Raw genomic sequence first — 24496 nt, 5'->3', positions numbered from 1 at the left:
CAGTCCGAACTAGTGGGGTAACTATATTATACTATGTACTGTCTGAACTATTTATTTAAAACTACTAAAATACTGCTCCTTTTATTCCTTGGGTTTTCAGGCATAGTTACCGCTCAATCCTTAAATCCACTTATTCCAATAGATGAGTATGAATTAAAAACATGGACTGAAATACTAGAAACTCCTATTGATAGAGTTTTTGCCATCAATCAAGATCCAGAAGGCTACTTATGGATTGGGTCGGACAGAGGACTCTTGAAGTTTGACGGTTCGCAGATTAAGATTATCAATCTAAAATCAGATCCTATTATAGAAACGGAGTCTATTGTGAATATAGAGTTTGATAATGATGGAAAACTATGGTTTGCCACTCGAAGAGGTGTTTTTTACTTGGAAGACAATAAAGCGGTTCAGATTTATGATAAGGAAGGTCAGAAATTGAACCGTATCATGAGTTTTTTTAAAGATAAAAATGGAGTGATTTGGTTTGTGAGGTATGGAAAAGTGTATTCGATTAAGAACAGTATCTTGAAAGAACACAATTACCCTAAACCTCGACCCTTTAGAATATTTCCTTCTGATGATGGAAATATTTATGGCTTACATACATTCCCACAGAAAGACGAATCCATTTTTTATAAGTGGAACCCAAGTACCAATACAATACAAAAAGTATTTAATGATCCCGTCGGTATGATGGCTTTTTCGATTAAAGACTTTGGTGATAATTATGTGATTGGTGGGCTTTGGGGCGAACTATGGCATTACTCTAAAGAGGAGGGTTTTATCAAACAGTGGGTAGGAAAAAATAAGACAAAATCACCTGTTAGAAAAATACTTATTCAAGAAGACAGTACAATTTGGGGAGGCGGTGTTGGTCTCCATCGTATTTATAAAGATCAGGTTTCTTCTATGTATGACGATGATGGGTTGACAAACAGTACTATTCGCTCTATCTTTTTGGATAAAGACAATAACCTTTGGCTGGGCACTATGGCAGGATTGAACTACTTTTCAAATACTGCTTTGCATCAAATGAATAAATCTGAAGAAGCCCAAAACGTCGCTTTTCAAAGGCCTATTGATATAGACGGACAGCTTATTTTGGGATCAAGGGAAAATGGACTTTTTACATTCAAGAATAATCAAATTGAAAAGCTGAAAGTCATTGGTGATATCGGAAATGTAATTTATGAAACAGCCATTTCTATCAACAATCACCTTCTTTTATCCACCGACAAAGGAGCATTTGAACTTCAAAAAATCAATGGTATTTACCAAGTTATTCATCACCTGAAAGAAGGAAAAGTATACGATTTCTTTCAGCTTTCCAACGGTGATTATCTTCTTAACGATCCTACTGGATTTTACATCGCAAAAAAAGATACACTGCTAAAAGTCAGAAACAGTTTCGTAGAAATTGAAGGTTTGAACCGTACGTTGGGTAAAGATTGGTTAAGTACAAATTTAGGCTTTTACAGTGTGGAAGGAGACTCTTTGAAGTTAAGTAAATTAGACTTTGCATTAGAAAAATATGTGGTAAGTCTGGCTTTGGAGGAAGATTCTACGCTTTGGGTGGGAACGTATGGAAGTGGAATTGTACATATCATTAATGATAGCACTGCTGTAAAATATGATACCCGTAACAATCTGCCTGCTAATCAGGCTATGATGATTGCAATGTCTTCCTCACAAGGGAAATGGTTTTATGTGGTGCATTCGAGAGAGCCTTATCTTCAAGAAATAATTCCGGTTTCAGGTCAAAAAGGACATCGAATCAATTTGGGGAAAAAGTTTCGATGGGTTTTACTTGGTGGTGCTTTTCATGAATTAGGTTATCAGCCACAGTTTGTCAAGCATAAATCAGAATTGTATTTATTGACCAAACATAACCTTTATTTATTCAGACCTAGAGATGTCTATTACTCACCACCCAAGCTTAGTTTACAACAGATAGCCATTAATGGTAAACTCTTGAATACGTTTCCATCAGAAGTTGAGGCAGATCTAAATCAATTAGAGTTTTATTTGTCAACACTTGATTTTTCGAGAGGAGCAACTTTTAATTATGAATATAAATTAGAAGGGTATGATAAAGAGTGGATTAAAATGGGAACCAGAACGGTGGCGTATTATAATGATATACCTGCCGGGAAATATACTTTTAAAGCACGAATTCTAAACTCTGACAACTCTTTTACCTACCTCAGTAATCCTTATCAATTTGTCAAAAAGGAATTTTGGTTCAAGACCTTATTGGCAAAAACATGTTATGTTATTTTGTTTGGACTTTTGATCTATCTAATTTTTCAATGGAGGTTGAGCGTATTAAAAGCACAAAGAAGAAGATTACAAATTAAGGTCAATGAACGAACTCAGGAGCTGAAATACCTGAATGAAAATCTAGAAAATATTGTAAAGGAAAGAACAGAGGAAATCACAGAATTGAACGACAACCTTTTCGAAAGTGAAGAACGATTGAAATATGCTCTAGAAGCTACAAAGGATGGTATCTGGGATTATAATGTGTACTATGACACGCTCAAAATCAGCGATGCTTGTGCAGAAATGTTGGGATATACACTTAGTGATTGTGACCCTCATACGGGCATTTTACCATTTATACACCCAGATGATAAAGATCTTTGGATAACCACTTATGAAGAACCAAGAAAACAGCAATTGATTGATGAAATAGAGGATCAGGAGTTTAGGTTCCAGCATAAGAATGGAAAACAAATATGGGTTTTAGTAAAGTGTAAAATCGTAGAAAGAGATGAGGTTGGAGATCCACTTCGTATTGTAGGAACGTACATTGATATCACAGAGAAAAAGAAGAAAACACAAGAAGTTATTGAGGCTATTATTCGTACTGAAAATAATGAGAGAAGTAGAATCTCTAAGGATATTCATGATGGTCTACAGCAAACATTGACAATTTCTTCATTGAATTTTCAGTCAGTCAAAAAGAACTTGAAAGGTGTTCCTCAGATAGTAATTGAAAAGTTCGAAACAGGCTGGGAATACCTGCAAAAGTCAATCACCGAAAGTAGATCTGTAGCACATAGTTTAATGCCAAAAGCAATCACAGATTTCGGTATTATTTCGGCCTTTGAAAGTTTGATCACCGAAGTAGATAAAAGTAGTGAGGAAATCGACTTTCATTTTTTTCATAATTTCGAAGAATATCAGATAGACAACTACCAAATTGAAGTGACCCTGTACCGTATTCTTCAAGAAGGGATCAACAATATCTTTAAGTATTCTAAAGCCACCAAGGTAGATATTCAACTCAAAAACTATGAGGATATTTATATGCTGACGATTGAAGATAATGGGGTAGGTTTTGATGTAAAGAAAGTACTGAAGGGAGAGTCAGGAATGGGATTCAAAGGAATGAGAAATCGATTGGATGCCATCGGAGGTTTCTTAGAGGTAGAAAGTAGAGAAGGAAGGGGAACAACATTATTAATTGAAATCAAAAAGAGCATTTAATATGAAAAGTAACATTATCTTGATTAGCGTCTTTTTGATTTTCTTTTCAGAAGTTGCTTTCTGTCAATCCAAGGCGGATTCTTTATGGAGTATTTGGTCTGATGCAGGAATAGAAGACACCACTCGTTTGGAGGCCTTATTGGAGCATGGTAAAGAAATCATCAAGAAGGATACAGATAGTGTATTCATCATAGCTGAAATAGGCTATCAATATGCTAAAAAAAGGAATCTGTTAGAGTATCAATCAGCATCTTTGATTGTAAGAGGAAAGGCATTGTATAGGAAAGGGAGTTATGTCGAAGCTGAAGAAACTTTTAATAAAGCAATCACTTTAGGTAGAGAAGCCAAAGATAGTTTGTCAGTTTCTAGGGGAATTTATGGTATTGGTTCCACTTATTATGCAAGAGGTGAATATGAAACAGCTGTAGCCTATTATGAGAAGAGTTATGAGCTCTTCTTAAGTTTAAATGATAAGGAACGTATGGCGGATGTGATGAACAATATTGGGATCATCCACCTTATACAAAAAGACTATGAAAATGCTGAGAAGAACCTTATCAAGTGCCATGAATTGTACACTGAAGCAGGAGTCCTCAAAAGTGCACCTCTAAATAACTTGGCCATATTGAAATCAAGAAAAGGCGATATGAGTGGAGCCGTTGAGCTTCAATTCGAAGCCTTAAAAATTAATGAGAAGAAAGGAAATGATTATTCAATAGCCTACACCTATATGAATATTGCTAACACCTATTCTAAACTTAAAGATGATAAAAATTACTTGAAATACACCCAAAAAAGCTATGACATCAGAAAGAGAATTGGTGATAAAGCAGGAATGTTAAGATGTCTCTCAGGTTTTGGGATTTACTATGATGATAGAGAAGAATATGATAAAGCCCTTCAATATTTTGAAGAAGCATTATCCATCGCAAAAGAATTAGACCGTAAACTTTCTATCAGTAATCTTCTTTTTAATAAAGCCTTGATAAAATTAAGAAAGGATCAATTAGAAGGTGTCCTAGAAATCGTCAATGAGATGTTAGAAATAAATACAAAACTGGACAACAAAAAAGGGATTGCGAATTCTTACTATACTTATGGTATGTATTACAAAAAGAAAGGAAACTATGATAAAGCAATCTTTAATATAAATAAAGCCATGATGCTCGCAGAAGGCTTAGAAATAGAACAAACCAGAGATTTTGCGAAGGAATTATATAAAATTTATTCGGAGTTGGGACAAAGTAAACTGGCTTTGAAGAATTATGAAATCTATATTGATACAAGAGACAGTGTACTTAATCTAGAAAACCAGCAAGATGTACTACATCAACAATACAAATACGAAAACGAAAAAAGAGCTCTAGCTGATAGTTTGAATTATGCAAGTAAACAACAGATCAATAAAGTAAAATTAACTCAATCAAAGAACCAAAGAACTGCTTTAATCATCATTTTAGGCTTAGTCACCTTGTTTACAATTTTCGCTGTCAATAGAGTTCGATTGACTAGAAGACAAAAAAGAATCATTGAAGGTCAAGTAGTAGAGTTGAATGAACTCAATGAGAATTTGGAAGAAAAAGTCATCGAAAGGTCAAAAGAAATAGCAGATCGAGAAGAACAACTTAGATATGCTTTGGAGGCTTCTAATGATGGTATTTGGGATTGGAAAGTAAAAACAGATCAGGTGATTTTCAGTCCAGCACTTTACACAATGCTGGGATATGAACCTTATGCCTTTGAGGAGAAGCGAGAAGAAATTTCCGGTAGAGTTCACCCTGATGATTTAAAAAAAATAGAAGCAGACTCCTACTTTGATTTAATACTGAAAAGTAAAGCAGGGAGTCTGATTACCGAAGGCAGGCTGAAGAATAAATCTGGAAAATACATTTGGGTACAAATCAAAGGGAAAATAGTTTCAAGAGATGATAATAATAATGCGGAAAGAGTAGTTGGAACGCTTACAGATATTACTTCCATTAAACAAAAAGCACAGGATATTCTAAATGCTGTTATGACGACAGAGGATATTGAAAGAAACAGGATTTCGAAAGATATTCATGATGGGTTACAGCAGACTTTGACTGTCTCTTCATTGAATTTCCAGAAAGTGAGGAAAAGTATAAATGGCTTATCTTCCGATGTCATAGAGACTTTCGGAACAGCCTACGACTACCTTCAACAATCCATCACAGAAAGTAGAAGTGTCGCTCACAACTTGATGCCAAAAGCAATAGTAGATTTTGGTATTATCAAGGCTTTTGAAAGCCTAATCTTTGAAGTGGATAAGAGTACTGATAAAATTGAATTTGAGTTCTTCCACAACTTTGAAGAACACCAAATTGAAAATCAACAAATCAAATTGACTTTATATCGTATTCTTCAAGAGGGAATCAATAATATATTTAAGTATTCGAAAGCAACTAAAGTTGATATTCAATTGAAAAACTATGAAGATATTTATATGTTGACGATTGAAGATAATGGTGTAGGATTTGATGCAGTAAAGGTTTTGAAAGAAGAAACTGGTTTAGGTTTCAAAGGAATGAAAAACCGATTGGATGCCATCGATGGATTTTTGGAAATAGAAAGTAGAGAAGGGAGGGGAACGACATTATTAATAGAGATAAATAAAAACTTTTAATAGATAGACTATAAAATGGGAAAGATTAAACTGTTTTTGGTAGATGATCACAAAATGATTCGAGAAGGATTGAAAAACTTCCTATTGGATGAAAGTGATTTTGAAATTATTGGAGAGGCGGAGCATGGAAAAGATTGTCTGGATCAGTTAGAGAAAAATAGTGATGTAGATATTTTGCTGACGGATGTAAATATGCCTGTCATGGATGGTTTGGAGTTGGTACAAAACGTAAAAGAGAAATACCCTTCTATAAAAATAATGGCATTAACAATGTTGGGAGAAAGTCAGCATATCAAGAAAATGCTAGGAGAAGGTGCCATGGGATATTTATTGAAAAACTGTAGTGAGGAAGAACTAATTAGCGGGATCAGAATGGTGTATTCGGGTGGAACTTATTATTCTCCGGAGGTAACAAATGCTATCATTAATAACATCAGAAAGGTAAAACCACAAAAATCAAATGTGGCTTTGGAGGTTCCGTTATCCGAAAGGGAAACAGAAGTACTTCATTTGATATTAAAAGAAAAAACAAATAAGGAGATTGCTGAAGAACTTTTCATTAGTGTGAGGACTGTAGATGCTCACAAACGTAATCTTCTGGATAAAACGGGAAGTAAAAACTTGGCAGGGCTGATCTTATACGCAATTGACCGAGAATTGTTCGATGATATCTAAGATTTTTATGCAAAATAGGTAATTCTCTGATTGACTAGTCCAATGTAAAGAATAGATTTGTGTGTAAACCCTGAGGACATGAATTTATTAATAGGAAAAGAGAATAATCTAAATAATAAACTTGTAGAGCAAATTCATTCCTTGACACCCATCCAGAGAGTGGACTTAGAAGAAATCGTAGATGATCAATTGACATCTGAAGGATATATTTTTGTAAATCTCCTGGATGTAAGTATTTCTTCTGCAGAAGTGTTGAGGATTGTAAGAAAGAAGTTTCCCAATGATTGTATTGTGGCAATGCACTGCTTTCAAGTAGATCATATGATCAATAAATTAATGGAGGAAGGATATCACGCTTATGTTTCCATCTTAGACTTCACGGATTCTATCCATGATGTTTTTGGTGAGGTATAATACTGAAGTGTGATATTTTTCCATTGCATGCAGACTATTGTCAGTAGTTTGTTGAGCTACTAAAGATCTCATAATATGAGGTCTTTTTTTGTATTCTCTTTTTTTGAAGTCTGTTAAGTAATTTACCTAAAAAGGTACAATTGGTAAAACACTACACTATAGGGGAGCATTTTTCGAGAGCTTTGAATTATCAAAATCATTTAATCTCTCAAATATGAAAAATCTATTTATAGTAGTATTACTTCTGGTATCATCATTCTCATTTGCTCAAACTGCTGAAGAAAAAGCACAAGCAAATAATCCCTTAGCCAATTTGACGGCATTCAATCTACAACAGTATTATTCGCCAAACCTTTCTGGAAATAGTGAAGCTACGCAGTCTTCTTATTGGATGCGATTTGCTACACCAACTGGGCGAGTATTATGGAGAGCTTCATTGCCCATCAATACTTATTCAAATCCTGAGTTAGGAATAAGTAGATCTGGACTAGGAGATTTTGACTTATTCGGAGCTTATTTAGCCGTATCTAAGCCAACATTATCAGTAGGTATTGGACCATCAGTGTCAGCTCCAACAGCTACTCACTCTTCGTTAGGTACAGGTAAGTGGACAGCAGGTGCAGCGGCTGTTGCATATGCAAGTGTCTCTCCACAATTCCAAGTGGGTGGTTTAGCGATTTGGCGTACCGATGTAGGAGGTGACGCAAATAGAAATGATGTGAATTTCATGGCTATACAACCATTTGCATTCTGGCAAGTGAGCAATGGAATGTACTTCAGAACAGCTCCAACATGGAATTTTAATTTAGAAAAAGGAGAATACAACGTTCCTGTAGGCTTTGGTATTGGTAAAATAGTGAAGGTAGGGAACACAGTATGCAACTTCTTTGTAGAACCTCAATATTCCGTATTACATCACGGTGATAATCAAGCTATCTTCCAATTATACTCTGCTTTAAACATGCAATTCTAATAGCTTTTTCCCTGTTATAACCTTCTTCCCTAAATCGCTCATTGATCATGAAAACCATATATTTCTTTCTATCATTGTTATTAATTTCTCATTTATCATTCGCTCAAAACAACCCTGAAGATGATGAGGGTATAACTGACAATGGTACTCCAGAAGATATTCCTGTTGAATTGACTTATTTTGAAGCCTATCTAAAAGAGGACAAAGTGATGATGCAATGGGAAACTGCTTCAGAAAATAATGCTGCTTATTTTGATATTCAACGTTCATCCGATAAAAAATATTGGGAAACAATAGGTAGAGTAAATGCCAGTGGAAACTCTAAATCAGTGATTGAATATAAGTTTGAAGATCACAATCCATTGTCAAATGCTTTTTATCGACTTAAACAAGTAGATCTTGATGGTGCAAATGAAATATTTGGCCCTATTCAAATTACTTTTACGAATGCAAAAATAGAATTATGTGCTCAAGTAATGCCTAATAGTGTGACGAAAGGAAAAGAGACACAAATTCACCTTTCTGGTTTGAATAAGGGAAATGATTTGAGTATTCAAATTTTTAATAATAAAGGGGAAAAGGTGTGGAGTGAGTATATTGAAAGTATAAGCTCTAATTCTTATTTAAAACCAATGGATATTTCTCGACATTACAGTGCAGGCATATATTATATTTTAATAAAATCGGGTAGAGAGATCACGAAAAAAAGATTATTTATTCAATAAGTTATCAAAAAATAAAACATACGAGTTAGTCTAACCTATTCCATCCTAAGGGGTATTATCGTCTTTGGATGGAGTATTTATATACTTCAATATTGCTGAAATTTAACTATTAGGAGACAAATTATTTTTATTCCAAAGAGATCGAACTATTAAAGAATTTGTTTCGTTATCGGATTGTAAAATAAAAATTGAAGAGAGTGAGGCAGGGGCAAAAAGAATTATTATTTCAATATACCCAATAACAGTACAATGTGTTAAGTGGATGTTTACTTTTGTGTAAACTGTTATAACTATTCGATCAACAAGAGAGAAAAAAATCGAGTATTTAAATAAGAATATCTTTCACCTTTCTTATAACCTTCATGTCATAGAGTGCAAAAGTTCTAGATTATTTTAAATTGATCTTTTATGATAAACCCCAAGTAACTATTATACAACCGCCTATGAAACCATCCTATAACACCTCTTTACTACTTGACCATTTAAATACGGCAGTATATGTTTTACGATTGAAATCAGATGAAATATTAAATTTTGATATTGTGTATGCGAATTCAGTCAATAAAGAGGTTATAGGAACTGACTTGAGGGATTTGGTAGGGACTGACTTTAAAACTTCTTTTCCTGAATTATTTGAGACCAGGCTTCCTTCATTGTATTACAAATCACTAAGAGAACAGCGAACAGTTAATGTAGGGGAAGTTGAATATGGAGATTGCCAAGTCAGTAAGAACACCTATGTCATTAAGGCTATTCCACTCTCACGTCAAGAAGTAATGGTGACCTGTAACAATATCACCAGGTTGAAAAAAGCAGAAAGAGAGTTAATTGAAAATAATATTGTACTCAAAGAAAAAAACAGGTCTTTGGAGGAGTTTGCCTATATCACTTCCCATGACCTTCAAGAACCCTTAAATACGATAACAAGCTTTGTTGAAATTTTTAAAGATAAGTATGATGATGTACTAGATGATACGGGACAAATGTGTCTCAGTTATCTAGAAAATTCTGCAATAAGAATGAGTAATATGATCAAAGGGATATTACATCATTCAAGATTAGGAACTAATGTAACCATCACAGAAGTAAACCTTAATGAGATCTTGAAAGGTATTGTTGAGGATTTACAGATAATGATTAATGAAAAAAAAGCCATAATTCAGTCCGCTTCTTTACCTACACTCAACGGATGTGAAGTTGGTTTGAGGTTGCTATTTCAGAACCTGATAGAAAATGCATTAAAATATCAGAGAGAAGGTAATCAACCAAAAATCATTATTAAAGCGGAACCGCAAGAAAACGGTTGGCTTTTTAGCATAGAAGATAATGGAATCGGTATTCGTGAAGAGCATCAAAAGAAGATATTTCAGGTTTTTCAACGATTACATACTGATCAAAGTGTTTATAGAGGAACCGGTCTTGGGCTCTCCAACTGTATGAAAATAGTGAAAGTATCTGGAGGTAAGTTATGGGTCAAATCAACTTATGGAAAAGGCAGTACTTTCTTTTTTAACCTACCAAATTTATAATGGATCAATTAGCACATATTTTATTAATCGATGATAGTGAATCAATTAATTTTTTTAATCGGTTGATCATCGAAGACTCAAAAATTACTAGAAAATGTACTTTTTTCTTAAGTGCTGAAAAGGGACTCGATTACCTTAAGCAAGAAGATAAAGAGCGTTATCCTTTGCCCAATATCATATTTTTAGATATAAATATGCCAAGGATGAATGGATGGGAGTTTATTACTGAATACGATAAATTAGATATTGAAATTAGAGAACAGATCTCTTTATTTCTTTTAACCACTTCCATCAATGATGATGATCTTCAAAAAGCCAATATGCTACCTACTGTAAAGGGCTATCTGAATAAACCCTTGTCCGTGGATACCATAATGTCTGCTTATAACTTGAGTCTAAATGTATTACAAAGAAAGCCGCTTCGGAGTTAAAGCTACAGTGAAGCACTTTTAATAGAAAACCCTCACCTAGTTAAATAGATGAGGGTTTTCTAATAATATAGATTTTCGGATAAAGTGTGCTAATTAAGCTAAACCGCTGTTCTCCATTTTTTCTAAGTTATCTGCAATACGTAAACGGTCAATGAAATCTTGTAATTCACCATCCATAACGATTGGTAAGTTGAATACCGAGTGGTTGATACGGTGATCTGTTACACGACCTTGAGGGTAGTTATACGTACGAATTTTATCCGAACGAGCACCAGAACCTACCATTGACTTACGTTCTGCACCAATCTCTTCTTGACGTTTTTTCTCTTCGATAGCGTAAAGACGAGATTTTAATTCTTTTAATGCTTTGTCGTAGTTTTTCAACTTCGATTTCTCGTCCTGACACTGTACAATAATACCTGTAGGAAGGTGAGTAAGACGGATGGCAGAGTAAGTGGTGTTTACTGACTGACCACCAGGTCCAGATGAACAGAATTCGTCACGACGGATATCTGACATGTTCAATTCAATTTCCACGTCATCCATTTCTGGAAGTACAGCAACTGAAGCTACTGAAGTGTGGATACGTCCTTGAGATTCTGTAGCTGGAACACGTTGTACACGGTGAACACCTGCCTCGTATTTCAACATACCGTAAGCATCTTCGCCTTGAATATTGGCTACGATCTTGTTGAAACCACCAGAAGTACCATCTACAAAGTCAGTAATTGATAATTTCCATTTATGTTTTTCACAGAAACGTTGGTACATACGAAGTAAATCTCCTGCGAAGATTGAAGCTTCATCACCACCAGCACCTGCTCTAATCTCAAAGATTGCGTTTTTAGAATCGTTAGGATCTTTAGGGATTAAAAGCATTTTTAACTCCTCTTCGATACCTGGAATTCCTTCTTGAAGTTCATCAAGTTCCATTTTTGCCATTTCACGCAATTCTGGATCTTTTTCTTCTTCTAATATTTCCTTTGCCTCAGTAATACCTTCAAGCATATTTTTGTACTCGAAGTATTTCTTGACAACTTTCTCTAAATCTTTATATTCCTTGTTTAATTTGGCGTATAATTTCATGTCTGAGACAGTCTCAGGCTTCACCAAATCTTCGCTTACTTGATCAAAGCGTTCTTTTATTTTCTCAAGTTTATCTAACATCTCGGATTGACTTTGCTATAATTTCTACAAATGTACGCTTTTTTAATTAAAAGAAATGTTTTAAAAAGTGCTTATGAACATTTGTTCAGTGGATTAAGTACTTGGTTTAATGCAATTTCAGTGTACAATAGATAAATTATATCATCATTACTTACTCTTGTGGGTAACTTTTCCATTTTCATCCCATTCGTATTTTACTTTAGGGCCAGCGTAATCTTTTCTGTATACGTTATTTTTATTTCTATACTGGGTTAATTTCTTTCTTCTTTGTTGACCTCTTCGGTCCAAAGTGTCATAATATTCGGTCCAATTCCCAATTTTATAACCATATTTATAACTACCAACTACTTTTTTTCTTCCACTTTCATAAAAAGATTGATAGATACCGTTGAGTTCTCCATGTTGATAAGGAATTACTTCTTTTACTTTGGTTTGTTTAGAATCGTAATAAGTAATTTCAGCATCCTTTGGAAACCCCATGTAGTAGAACTTTTTATCTTTTATAGTTTTGTCGCTACCATACCAAACCCATCTCCCTGTTAAAAGTCCCTTGTAAAAATAACCTGTAGTGACGGTGTCTTTTTCTACGATTTTTACATAAGAACCATGAAGTGGAATGCCGTATTTAGAATTAGAAGTTGATTTTCTTTCAATTTTACGTTCCTTAGGATTATAATAATACTTTAGCGGAGCATAAGGGTTGGGAGTTTCATACTCAGGTAAAACAAAGAAAAGCTCAAATACAACTTTACCTTTGCTATTGGAGCGTGTATATTGTTTTTTGGCTTTAATTCCCCAAAAGACATTTCTTTTCTTTTTTTTCTTCCTTTTCACCTGAGCCTTTTCTTCCGGAGCACCAGGGTTCAACTCAATAGTAGGTGCATCTTCATCAATAGAATCTATTGCAACCACCATTGGTTTAGGTAGGCTATTCTTACCATCTTGGTCTATTTCATTTTGACCATAAACAGTATATGAAGACATTCCTATTAAGCATAATAATAAGAATGCTGATTGAATAAGATAAAAAAGTCTTGTCATCTTTCTAGTATAATTTAGAAATCATCTCCATCATCTTCCTCTTCCACTGGAATACTATCAAGACTGTCTTCTTCCTCTTCATTTTCAGCAGATTTGTCATCTACGCCATCGAAATCATTACCAAAATCACTTTCTTGCTCAAAAGCTGAATTGAGGTCTAAATCATATTTTGAAGGGATTTCAGAGCCATCTTTGTAGGTATTATAATACCATTCTAAGAATGCAAAAGTCTGTTTTGCATCACCAGGAGAAACATCACTTTGTTTCTTTATGTCTTCCATGAAAGCTTTGTTAGAGCTAAATATACTTAATTCTCCTTTATCTTGTCTTATATGATACCAAATTCCTGTAGGCCCTTCTAGGAATATATTGATAAGTCTATCGTTGGGTTTACGATCTCCATCTTGATCGCCTTCTTCTTCTTTTGGTATTTCAATAAAACCAGTGACTACGGTATTAATATCATCACCAAAAGCAGAAAGTAGTTTGATTTGTTCTCCTTTTGAATGGAAAGCTGCGTTGTTACTGTTCCAAATCATTGGGTTGTCTAAAATGACAATATAGTTGTTCAGTAACCTTGCAATGTCGTAGCCATTCAAGTAGTTTTTAAATTGATTTTCATTGAATAACGGAACAATTTGATGGTTTAATGCTCCTAAGCTATCGATTTCATAATCTTCTGGAAGTACTCTTGGTGCATCTTCTTTATTAGAACGCATATCATTAAGAATATATGCGGCAACTTTAGAAGATAATCGAGGTCCAACTGCAAAAGAAGCATTCATCGTTAGTTCGTCAATTTCATGCATTGCCACTCCTTCAGCTGAAGTAACAATAGTAGGTACTTTTTCTTTAGGGTTTGGTTTTAGTAAATCTACTTTACCTCTAAAGTTGATTTCATTACGTTGATGATCAAAACTAAACCAATTACCAGCAATTGAAGCAAAGAGCTCTTCTTCACCATTAGCAAGTTCATCGAAATACCTTTTAGGTTTAATATTGAAAACACCCTTGTTACTTGTTCCATCTAAAGATTCAAACTTCAATAAACCTTCTACATTAAAGATTTTTCGATGTTCTTTTCTGTATCCGTCAGGACGTTCAATGAAACTATTGTAGACATATCCATTTTTTTCATCATAGAAAAGACCTGTGATTAATGGACGATTTTCTTCTGTAGAGATTAAATTTTGATCTACAATTACATGTGCTGTAGAGTCTGTATTATCATCATCATTTGTAGATTCATACTTAAACCATTGTGTAGATTGACCTGGAATATGTAATCGAGCACTGCCGTCTTTAAAGCGGGCTACTTTTTTATTTTCCACTAAGCCAATCTTACCATAGTATTGTAAACCTCCTACAAATAATAAAGGATCATCTTCAGAGATTTTTCCGTAAGCTCTATTTTGTATTGTATTATCATCAAGATCATTATTGTAGAATTCCTTTGCGATAATTCTATCTATCATGATCAGTTTTGTCTCACCAAGCTCATTTTTATAATTATACTTACCTGTAGCGTTGATTTCTTTTCTTGAAATAAGCTCTACGTTGGCATCGTATACAGTATGAAGTTTTGTATATCTACTTAAAATAATTTTAGCGTTGGTCAAAGGTTCTATCGTGGCCCCATTACTGATTTTTACAGTTTGATTGCTGGAGTCAGGAATAATATCAAGATTATTAACCCTTATCTTGTCGACATTATAGATATTTAATTTACTCGAAGCTAAGTCGTAATTCGCTGAATCACCTTCAATCAGTAGGGAGTCTTGAGAGGGTTCATTTGATATAAACTTACCCTTTTGACCATTACCAGCGGACATGAAGATCTTTTTTGCTTCAATATCCCAAAGTGCTTCTTTAATTGAGGTTTGGAAGTTAACGGCAGGGAAAGTAAGTGATGACCTACTACCACTGCTATTTTCTGTACGTATCAGTACTTTATTGTCAACGACATTTCTAGCAACTCTAATATCATTACCATGCATTGATGGACTTCCTTCAATATTAGATTTAATATCAAAAGTGGAGTGCCTACTGATGTAACCGTCTTTTTGGAATCTGAAATTCTGAGACCTATTATTTGATTCTGAGGTTTCTACTTCTCCCTCTCCAAAGATTTTCGTTGGAAGTAAGGCAAGGTTTCCAGAAAACTTAGTATCGTCATTATAAATCGTAAAAGGTTCTTCATGTGATCCTTTAAAAGCCATACTATCCTTGAATACATACCATTTCATCTCGTAGGTATGCATGTCTACTCTTGGGTGAATGTCAGACTCAATGATACCTTTTGTACCTTTTGTAGTCACAGAATCTGAGTAGAAAATAAAATCTTCTGATTTGAATTCACTACTTAGATATTCTAACTCTCCTTCTCCTCTAATACCTTTGTGGCTCAAAGAAAAGTCGCCATCAAAATGACCTTTACCAGACAGTCTAGGGCCGAATTCAGTCTTTTTCTCTTTGACATAAATAGGCCATCCTTTTGAACTTCCCCAAGAGGCATTGTGATTGGTATTTCTTTTTAAACCAAAAATACCTGTAGAGGGGTCCATGACCACACTGTCTATGAATGAAGGGAATATTCCTCCTGTATTTAAAACACCATTGAAAGCAACGTCACTATGTTCTTGTGATGCGTCAACTGTAAATGTGTCAAGTTCAAAGACAATTCTTTTGTCATAGGCACCATTTAAAATTGTAGGTCTGTCGTAATATATTTTTCCGCCTTTGCTAGAGCTATCTGATGTGGCGTTGAATGAAGGGTAACCATTAATACTTAATAAGCCACTTTTATTGAATGATTTATTAATATAAAGTGTACCTCCTGAGTCAACTAGAGGGTTTGGAGCTTCTTTTAACTTACCAGTAAGGCTGTCTTTTACTATAAAGTTGATAGAATCCACTTCCGTTAGTTGTATTAGGAAACTATCATAATCGAAAGTGAACTCATCACCTCTGAAAATATAAGTACCTGCTATAAATTGTCCACCAAATGTAAGTTGTCGCTCTTTTGCGATCGTTAAACCGGCACTATCCGGAGTAACAGACACATTGAGTGAATCAGAGATAGGGAAGTAAGGCACTTTTTTGAGAATCAATTTAGAACTATCATCTAAGGAAAGAGTAGCATTGGCACTTCCATCTTCAGGAAGTAAAGCCGCAATACTCAAATTATCAAAATCTCTGTCATAAAGTGCTTTCTCTTGTCTTGCACTTAAGCTTTCGAAATTCATCCTTGAAGTCATTGCTCTTCTTCTTCTTTCACTTGATGCATAAAAATATCGATCAAGATACCTGTAGGCTTTATCATTAAGTTTTACGATCCTCGAGTAAGGATCGTAATCAATAAGTCCATCAATGGCCATTGATCTTAAACTTTCATCAAACTGTTCGTCGTTGATATTAAGTTCTTTGGCAAGTGCTCCAGCATCAAAACATTTACGTCTATGTGACCTCGAATGATTAACAAGAATCATTAACGGATGAAATTTTTTCATTCCTTGAATTCTTGATACAAATCCTGGGTGGAAAAAATCTTCTGATTCAACAATTAAAGGAACGATCTTTTGCCCTCCTATAATTTTAAAATCTAAAGAGTCTTCTTGGATATCCCATTCGATTGCGTCAGCATAAACATTTACATCTTGGGCACTTAAGGTAAAAGGGTTAAATCTAAAGATATCAGTGGTTTTACGGAAATACACTTTTTTGGTGCTATCTCCAATACTGAGATAGGTATTGACTGAAGGATGTTCAATAGTGTCATCTTCAGCATAAAAAATATCTACCTTACTTGATTTCGTTCGTATCATTTTACCTTCATCATTGACCCTAACACCTTTGTCAGAACTCAAAGTGAAAAGAGCAGCACTATCATTTTTTACGGTGATAGTAGTAGGTGCTCCAGAAATAGCTTTGGAAACGGTATGCATACCTTTTATCGCAAATCCGCCCTTTAGTTCAATTTCTTCAGGAAGGTTTTTCCAATGTAAATTGTTGTTATAGCTTATAAATTGAGGATAAATTGCCCTTTCAGGAAATTTGTTGAAGTGGCCACTTTTGTACGTAAATGCACCAATAGCAATCGTATCTAAATAATGACTAAAGTACATTTCTGCATGGTCTGCTTCAATGTAAGCTACTCTTGTATCAAAACTAAAGTGAGGTAATTCGCACCAAGCAGAATCTTTTGAGAAGTTGACATTTTCCCAGAAGAAACGTCCTCCCTGACAAACAATTGTATCAGATTTGAATAAGAATGTACCTACAGTATGTTCAAGTAACGCTGTGTCAAATTTGGTAGTAATAAGAAGATCAGCTTCAGAAATATGAAGCATTGGTCCTTCTAATGGAGGCATTTCTGTTATCCCAGGGTCATAATCTTGAATTTCAGAAGTTTGATCATTACAATCTTCAGAGAAAGCATACGTATCAGCTTCCACACCATTGTCTCTTCCGTCACTGCTTCCTTCATCATAAACTTCGATATTGCTGTCATCTCCATTCCATGAATCTCCCCAATCTGATGTGCCGTCATCAGAGCTCCAATTGTTGCTACTGTCATCGCCCCAGTCTATGCTGCCGCTGTCCCATGAGTCGTCACCTCCACTATCATCACCCCAATCTACACTTCCATTGTCTTCCCATGAGGAACTATCATCGCTAGAGGAGTCGTCTCCCCATTCGGAGGAGCCAGAAGTATCTTCTTGAGCTACATCTTCACCCGATTGGAACCAATCTTCTTTAGGCGTTTCCTTTGTTGCTTCTGTATTTATATCTATGACCATATTATCACTCACATAACCTTCAGCGGCCAATTCGTGCGTGAATTCATACTCTCCACCATTCACCTTGATGGTTGTATATTTTGATTTTTCAATCAGTCTTTTCTCTAAAAATAGTCTTGATTTATAGAAGAAGTTATGGGTAATCTTTGGGCTATAGGAAATAAGACAAGTATCTGCTATTTCTAAGAATCGCGTAAACTGTCCATTATTATGACCTGCTGAGTCTAAAAATGCCATCACACAACCGTAGTACAAAGCCGCATGCTTTCTATAAGTGATGCGGTTTTTGTGCATACGCTTAGTACTTTTATAAATCCATTTCTTTTGATTTTCCTGAATTACATTGTTTTGCCAATGCGATTCAAAATCAAGCATAATGGTATCACTTCCTAATCGGACACCTTTCTGTAAATACAAATTGAGATCTACTAAAAAGCTATCATATTCTGTAAAGGGATGATAGTATTTTTGGATTAGGGAATCTGATTTTGCATTATTTTCAGACTGTGCCCAAAGCGTTGTAGAGTAAAAACTCAATAAGAAGAGTAGAGGTAGTAATTTATATTGAAGCTTTGAAAACATAAGTTCAAAAGACGGATTTAAAAATAAAAGAGGCTGTAATAGACACTTTTGATCAATTACAGCCTACTAATAAGCTTGTTTCGCAAAAAATACTCCAAAAAGTATTAATTCTCAAATACGGCACTTACCCAATTATCTTTCTCTAAATGTGAAAGGTAAGTAAGACCTACTGAATTTGCTTTTTCAGTAATTATTGGAAGATCTTCTGTGTAAAAACCACTTAATAATAGTTTCCCGCCTTTTGTAATTAGTTTTTGATAAGTAGGCATTTCTTCCAATAATACATTTCTATTGATATTAGCTAACACGATTTCGTATTCATCTAGCTTTTCCATTTCGTGTACCGTTCCTACAGTCACTCTTAAATCCACGTTATTAAGAGCTGCATTTTCTAGAGCGTTTTCACAAGACCAATCCTCAATGTCACAAGCATCTACTTGCTTTGCTTCTAGCAGTTTAGCCATTACCGCTAAAATTCCAGTACCACATCCTAAGTCAGCCACATTTTTACCTTTGTGGTCAATGGTCAGTTGGTTTCTTAGCATCAAAGTAGTTGTTGCATGATGTCCAGTACCAAATGACATTTTGGGTGTGATGACAATCTCGTATTTATATTGAGGGTTAGAAGGGTGGAAAGAAGCTCTAATTTGAAGTTCGTCACTTATTTCTACGGGATCATAATGACTTTCCCATAGTTTATTCCAGTTTTGCTTTTCTTGCTCTTCAACTGTGTAAGTTATCTCTTTTTCAAAGAAGGCTAAGGCTTCTTTGACTTCATTTTCATTGTAAAGTCCCTTCTCTATGGAAGCTTCAAAACCATGGTCATTTTCAAGAAATGCATCAAACCCAACATTTCCCAATACCGCTTGAAGCACTTCACTCAGTTCTTCATTGCATTTCACTTTAATGACGATGTAATTCATGGAATTTTTTATTATTTATTACGGATATAATTTACAAAAGAATAAGCATACGGAGACGTCAAATTTTTGGGGTATTCAAACCTTGAAATTTCTGACCATTGAGTAGGTAAAATATCAGGGAAGAAAGTGTCACCAACAAATTGATCATGTATTTCTGTGATATAAAGCTTATCTGCAATTTTCATTGCCTCTTCATAAATTTTTCCACCACCGATAATAAATACCTCTTGTTCGCCTCTTTCTCTAGCCATTTCTATGGCATTAGCTAAACTATTGGTTAATTGGCCTCCGTCATAAGTCTGAAAGTCAGGATTCCTAGAAATGACAATATTTACTCTGTTAGGTAAACACTTACCGATAGATTCATGTGTTTTTCTACCCATAATTACCGTATGGTTAGAAGTCACTTTTTTAAAGTATTTTAAATCAGCAGGAATATGCCAAATCAGCTGATTATCTTTTCCTATCACATTATTAGTAGCTTTTGCTACAATGATGGATATTTTCATATTATATATTTATTAAAATTTGTCGAGCCTCTTTTTTAATGGGCAATTCTTTTTTTATTGAGTAAATAAAGAAACGTCTGAACTGAGCGAAACAAAATTAAAATTTTTATTCTATGATTCCCAAGCAAAAGAAATATAACCATAATAAATAGCCACATTTTTATCAGGAATACTACTAAAAGTACAATTGATTAAATTTCTTTATTTGCCAAATTGATACAAATCTAAACTACAACTTTTTTAGCTACTGTGATAACGTTAAATGAAAAATTTTAGAAGTAATCGTATTGGATTTAAATAAGGTACATAAAAATGAGGTGTGATCTGATAAAGAGGCCCTTGATCTCAATTTTTTAAAACAATTACGCTAACAAAAATTTACTTTTATGATTAAGTTTGTTATATTCTAACAAGATTAGTAAAGTGAAAGATAAATTGGATTTTACTTTACGATTAAAGCAGCAGTTCTTGTCTGAATATTTTTTTGATAGGTACTGTCTTCATTACTCTCTTAACTTGTAGGAGTCACTTATAGAATGTAAATTACTATAGTAAACCCTTATCTTATTTATCTGAACGAAATTAAATTAGCTAGACTTGAAGAATATAATCATCTCTTTAATATTTATCTGTATTACCCCGTTATCTGTTTTTGCTCAATTTCCAGTAGAGGAGGAAGATGAATATTATGAAAAAGAATGGGCTCTAGGTATTATGATGAATACTTATGGTGGAACTATTGGTGGTGCCTCTGTACGTTTTTCTAAGAAATTCTTTTATGAGCATAAAATTGAAGAGTCACTTGGAGTAAACAGTGGTAAAACAAAAGTCACTAGAGGAAGAGTTGGAGAAATTAAGAACGAAAGAAAATACCATTCGTTAAGTATCGAATTCTTGAATATCAAACACCCGAAAGAGCAAAGAAGACAGACTTTCACTGGTGAGGGGGTTGTTTATGGAAAGAGAAACAGACTCTATGCTATCCGACCGATGTTTGGTAAGGAATGGATCATTTTTAAGAAAGCAAGAAAACAAGGAGTCCAAGTAAATGTAATTGTAAATGCAGGTCCTTCTATTGGTTTAATAACACCTTATCTCTTAAAATATAAGGATGATGAAGGAGAATTAGTTACTGAACAATTGACGTTTGATCAATTCAATCAATTTTATACAAGAATAGAAGGTACGGGATCTTTCGCTGAAAGTCTTTCTCAAGCAAGTGTAATAGCAGGTTTAGCACTTAAAACTTCACTTTCTTTTGAATTTGGAGTAAATAAAAGAAGTATTACAGGTATAGAGGCGGGAATTATGGCTGATATCTATACTAAGGAGGTTGAGATTATGGCATCAACAGATAATCGTAGTTTTTATTCAGCAATGTTCTTGACGTTCTTTTTTGGAGGGAGAAAGTAGTACGCTGATATACATATTATAACGCAATAAGGTCTAACATTAAAAATAATGTTAGACCTTATTTTTTACAGTACTCTACCTTGATTTTAAATATTTCGAAGGGGTTTACGCTTTAATAAAGTGACTTGTCAAGTTCTTTCAATACTCTTTTGTCTCTGGAATAGATGTCATTATAAAAGTGTACAGCTACATCAGGTCCTAACATCGCTGTAAAATACAGCAAATAAACTGTAGGCCTTTCCATTAAAATCACTCTTTTTAATTCGCCCGTTTTAACAATTTCTTCAATTTTTTCTAAAGTGTAACCTTGCTCTTTAAGGAGTTGTTCACCAAGTTTCAAAGGTTCATGCACTCTTATACAACCATGGCTAAAGGCCCTTGAATTCCTTTTGAACAAATACCTTGAAGGTGTGTCATGAAGGTAAATAGAATACTTATTTGGGAAGATAAATTTGATATATCCTAAAGCATTACCAGGGCCTGAACCTTGAACAATATAGTAAGGAAAGCTTTTCTGCTTGATAGATTTCCAATCTACAGAATACGGATCAATTTCATTGTTGGATCTATCGTATAATTTCATATTCTGCCTTTTCAAATAACCTGCATCTTTTTTGAGTTTAGGGAGCATTTCCTTACTTGCAATACTATAAGGCACATTCCAAGTAGGGTTAATATCAATATAACTCATCTTAGCCTTGAAAACAGGCGTTTGATGATAAGGTCTACCAACCACTACATTTGTTTTATAATACCATTGTTCACCTTTATGAAGGTACAAGGTAAAATCAGCGATGTTGACAAAGATGAAATTATCATCATCTTCATGATTAATCCATCGAGCTCTTTCGAGGTTCACCCTGAGTGTATTTATTCTATTATGAATAGGAACGTTTAATGCTTTCAAGGTCGCTTTTCCTACTTTTCCGTCTTGCTCTAATCCATACATTTTTTGAAATGCAATGATAGATTGTTTTAAATTCTCATTATAGATTGTAGATGTAGTGTCTAAAAGAGGAATTGAAACATAGGAAGAATCTAGAATGGGAGATGGATTAAATGGAATCATCGATGTGACCGTATCAATGACCGGTTGACTAGAAGGAGCATTAACAATAGCGATTCCTTCTTGTTGAGATCTAAAAGTTGTATCAACTTGAAGCACCGTGGAATCAATTGGAATTAAATTACCTGTAATGGCTAACCTTTTTCTTAACTCTGGAATGAATTGGTTATTATCACCTAATTCGATAGCTTCAATTTTATGAAGTTTAGCATATCCTCCGTTGGCTTCAATTTCTCTGAAGTTTCTCAGTGAAGTTTTTAGGCCATTATAAAGGAGGTTGTGAGGTTTGATGGCTGCTGTAGCTTCAAGAATCATTTCTTTTTCTATAGGAGCCAAGAAAAGGTTGATTCGATCTTCTGTAAATTCTTTGGTGTCAAAATTCCAAGTAGAGGAAATTGTTTCTGGTTGTACTTTTCCCCAAATCAAATGTGAGCTTAAAAGAATGCCGGCATCTGTCATTACAATATCATAGAGTGCTCTTTCTTCTCCTGTAAGTGAAGGTTTATTTTTGAGTTCTATAATTTTTTTCAAATGATAATGCTCAGGTGTAAGTCCGTCATTGTAACTGTCGTTAATGACGAATATAAGATCTTCAATATTTTTTTGGGAAGTCCAAATGGGCTGGTAGTTTCTTTTCTCATAAATAAGTGGCATTAAACTGTCAGAAAAGATTTTGATACCATAGGAGTGGTTTCCGGTATTGAGTGATTGAAGAACAGTTTTTATATCGGGTGTCTGTTGCGAAAAAAGTGTATTGGAAAATAGAATAGAGATAAAAAATACTATTGAACCAATACACTTTTGCCAACAAACAAGAGTATTAGTTTGTTGCATATTTTTGAAAGTAACCTTTCAGTTTTTAAGAGCTTGTTTTAGTTAGGTTGTGGAGTTTTATTCTCCTTTTTGTTCTTCAAGAATACTTTCATCATATTCCATGATATTCTCTAAACATTTTGTTAGTAGGTCTGCTGCTTGTTCCACTTCTTCCAATGGAATTCCTTTAGTGATAGAAAGAATGGCATCTTCGGCAATTCCTACTACTTGTTCCTTAAGGTCTCTTGCTTTTCTTGTTAGATAAATAAGCTTTGATCTTTTATCATTAGGATTAGGAACTCTTGTGACCAAGTTGTTCTTCTCCATGTTATCGACCAAACTAGTGATACTCGCTCTGTTTTTTAACAGGAATGTAGCAAACTCTTGTTGAGCTCGTCCATCTTTGTCCCATAGCATTACAAGCACATCCCATTGTTCTCTCGAAATAGGTAAACCTTCACGTTCAAAAGCACGCCCCAAAGTATAGTTTCCTAACCTAGATACTTGTGCTATGATTTTAGTCAGACGTCTTCTTTTCTCAACATCTTCGCTCATTAATGTGCTCATAGATATGAATTTGAATTGATAAGTAATTAAATGTCCTGTAATGTAATTAATTGTTTGTGTTTAATCAAAAATAAAAAGCGAAAATTATTATTGAGTATTGGCACACCTAAGTAGAGGCTTGACCACTTTATTTTATTCGTTTTGTCATGTTGATAAATTAAATAAAGACAATTTGTCATTTTATTATGATATTTCGTCAAACAAATATGTCATAATGACACATTTTTTCACTTGGTACACCTCTTGTCTATAAGCAAACTGTAAATTTGATATTCAATTTAAAATTAAAATAATAAAATCATGAGTATTACAACCTATAGACCATCAGCAAGAAGATCATTCGTTTCAAACGTAATTAATGCAGTTGAAAAAAGTAGACAATCATTTGTGCCTGTGAATATTAAGGAGGATGAAGCTGCATTTTATTTAGAATTAGTAGTTCCAGGTTATAAAAAAGAGTTTTTCTCAATCGATGTTGAAAATAATAGATTGAATATTAACTATAAGCAACCTAAGGAAGAGAATAAAGTAGAAGAGAAATTCTTGGTGAATGCGTATCAAGTGAGTGATTTTGAGAAAGCATTTAGAATCACTGATTTAATTAAAGTTGAGGTTTTAGAAGCTAAATTTGATGCAGGTATTTTAACAGTAACTTTACCAAAAAGTGAAGAGAAAAAGCCTGTTAAAATTGAAGTAAGATAATTAACCATAATCAAAAACATATTTAGAA

Annotated in this window: 17 protein-coding genes; 10 read left to right on the top strand and 7 right to left on the bottom strand. The window is 34.2% G+C overall.

All coding sequences use genetic code 11. The features are described 5' to 3' along the window. Positions 1 to 33 precede the first annotated feature (33 nt). From PL77_RS22045 to PL77_RS22010, 8 genes are all read left to right on the top strand, one after another. Positions 34 to 3495 carry a two-component regulator propeller domain-containing protein gene (locus PL77_RS22045; protein WP_044210330.1) on the top strand — a complete coding sequence of 1154 codons (3462 nt, stop codon included), beginning with the start codon at positions 34 to 36 and terminating at the stop codon, positions 3493 to 3495. A 1-nt stretch (position 3496) separates the two neighbouring features. After that, entirely contained in the window at positions 3497 to 6139 is a 2643-nt protein-coding gene (locus tag PL77_RS22040; protein WP_044210327.1) for a tetratricopeptide repeat protein, read from the top strand. A gap of 15 nt (positions 6140 to 6154) precedes the next feature. Then, complete coding sequence (locus PL77_RS22035) at positions 6155 to 6814, top strand: response regulator transcription factor (RefSeq protein WP_044210325.1); 660 nt, start codon at positions 6155 to 6157, stop codon at positions 6812 to 6814. A 78-nt stretch (positions 6815 to 6892) separates the two neighbouring features. Further along, entirely contained in the window at positions 6893 to 7228 is a 336-nt protein-coding gene (locus tag PL77_RS22030; protein ID WP_044210322.1) for a hypothetical protein, read from the top strand. A gap of 214 nt (positions 7229 to 7442) precedes the next feature. Beyond that, positions 7443 to 8201 carry a hypothetical protein gene (locus tag PL77_RS22025; RefSeq protein WP_044210320.1) on the top strand — a complete coding sequence of 253 codons (759 nt, stop codon included), beginning with the start codon at positions 7443 to 7445 and terminating at the stop codon, positions 8199 to 8201. Positions 8202 to 8248: 47 nt separating this feature from the next. After that, a complete protein-coding gene (locus tag PL77_RS30915) occupies positions 8249 to 8926 on the top strand; it encodes a T9SS type A sorting domain-containing protein (RefSeq protein ID WP_052444633.1) in 678 nt (225 codons plus the stop codon). Positions 8927 to 9369: 443 nt separating this feature from the next. Continuing rightward, positions 9370 to 10455 carry an ATP-binding protein gene (locus PL77_RS22015; protein ID WP_052444632.1) on the top strand — a complete coding sequence of 362 codons (1086 nt, stop codon included), beginning with the start codon at positions 9370 to 9372 and terminating at the stop codon, positions 10453 to 10455. Beyond that, a complete protein-coding gene (locus PL77_RS22010; RefSeq protein ID WP_044210318.1) occupies positions 10455 to 10886 on the top strand; it encodes a response regulator in 432 nt (143 codons plus the stop codon). Before PL77_RS22015 ends, PL77_RS22010 begins: the two co-directional genes overlap by 1 nt. 93 nt (positions 10887 to 10979) lie before the next feature. Here the strand turns inward: PL77_RS22010 and prfA are convergent, their stop codons facing one another. The 5 genes from prfA to PL77_RS21985 all read right to left on the bottom strand — a co-directional run bounded on the left by prfA (position 10980) and on the right by PL77_RS21985 (position 19907). Further along, positions 10980 to 12053 carry a peptide chain release factor 1 gene (gene prfA / locus PL77_RS22005; RefSeq protein WP_044210316.1) on the bottom strand — a complete coding sequence of 358 codons (1074 nt, stop codon included), beginning with the start codon at positions 12051 to 12053 and terminating at the stop codon, positions 10980 to 10982. A gap of 147 nt (positions 12054 to 12200) precedes the next feature. After that, complete coding sequence (locus PL77_RS22000) at positions 12201 to 13094, bottom strand: toxin-antitoxin system YwqK family antitoxin (RefSeq protein WP_156152482.1); 894 nt, start codon at positions 13092 to 13094, stop codon at positions 12201 to 12203. A gap of 14 nt (positions 13095 to 13108) precedes the next feature. Beyond that, positions 13109 to 18475: a hypothetical protein gene (locus PL77_RS21995; protein ID WP_044210314.1), complete on the bottom strand. Its 5367-nt coding sequence runs from the start codon at positions 18473 to 18475 to the stop codon at positions 13109 to 13111. 104 nt (positions 18476 to 18579) lie between these two features. Beyond that, positions 18580 to 19398: a 50S ribosomal protein L11 methyltransferase gene (gene prmA, locus PL77_RS21990; protein WP_044210312.1), complete on the bottom strand. Its 819-nt coding sequence runs from the start codon at positions 19396 to 19398 to the stop codon at positions 18580 to 18582. A gap of 11 nt (positions 19399 to 19409) precedes the next feature. Continuing rightward, positions 19410 to 19907 (bottom strand): dihydrofolate reductase, encoded by a 498-nt coding sequence (locus PL77_RS21985; protein ID WP_044210310.1) that lies wholly within the window; start codon positions 19905 to 19907, stop codon positions 19410 to 19412. 597 nt (positions 19908 to 20504) lie between these two features. On the opposite strand from PL77_RS21985, the gene PL77_RS21980 reads away from it, so the two are divergent. Continuing rightward, positions 20505 to 21320, top strand: coding sequence for a hypothetical protein (locus PL77_RS21980; protein WP_044210308.1), 816 nt, complete (start codon positions 20505 to 20507; stop codon positions 21318 to 21320). Between the two features lie 112 nt (positions 21321 to 21432). Here the strand turns inward: PL77_RS21980 and PL77_RS30910 are convergent, their stop codons facing one another. After that, the gene (locus tag PL77_RS30910; protein WP_052444630.1) at positions 21433 to 23220 is read right to left on the bottom strand and encodes a murein L,D-transpeptidase; all 1788 of its coding nucleotides are present in this window, start codon (positions 23218 to 23220) and stop codon (positions 21433 to 21435) included. A 57-nt stretch (positions 23221 to 23277) separates the two neighbouring features. Then, positions 23278 to 23766 carry a MarR family winged helix-turn-helix transcriptional regulator gene (locus PL77_RS21970; protein WP_082026678.1) on the bottom strand — a complete coding sequence of 163 codons (489 nt, stop codon included), beginning with the start codon at positions 23764 to 23766 and terminating at the stop codon, positions 23278 to 23280. Between the two features lie 300 nt (positions 23767 to 24066). On the opposite strand from PL77_RS21970, the gene PL77_RS21965 reads away from it, so the two are divergent. Continuing rightward, on the top strand, positions 24067 to 24468 hold the full coding sequence (locus tag PL77_RS21965; RefSeq protein ID WP_052444629.1) for an Hsp20/alpha crystallin family protein: 402 nt from the start codon (positions 24067 to 24069) through the stop codon (positions 24466 to 24468). Positions 24469 to 24496 lie beyond the last annotated feature (28 nt).

Source organism: Flammeovirga sp. OC4 (assembly GCF_000812565.1).
In the GTDB taxonomy this organism is placed as follows: domain Bacteria; phylum Bacteroidota; class Bacteroidia; order Cytophagales; family Flammeovirgaceae; genus Flammeovirga.
The sequence above is the reverse complement of the archived record's forward strand: the minus strand, read 5'-3'. Positions and strand labels throughout refer to the sequence as shown.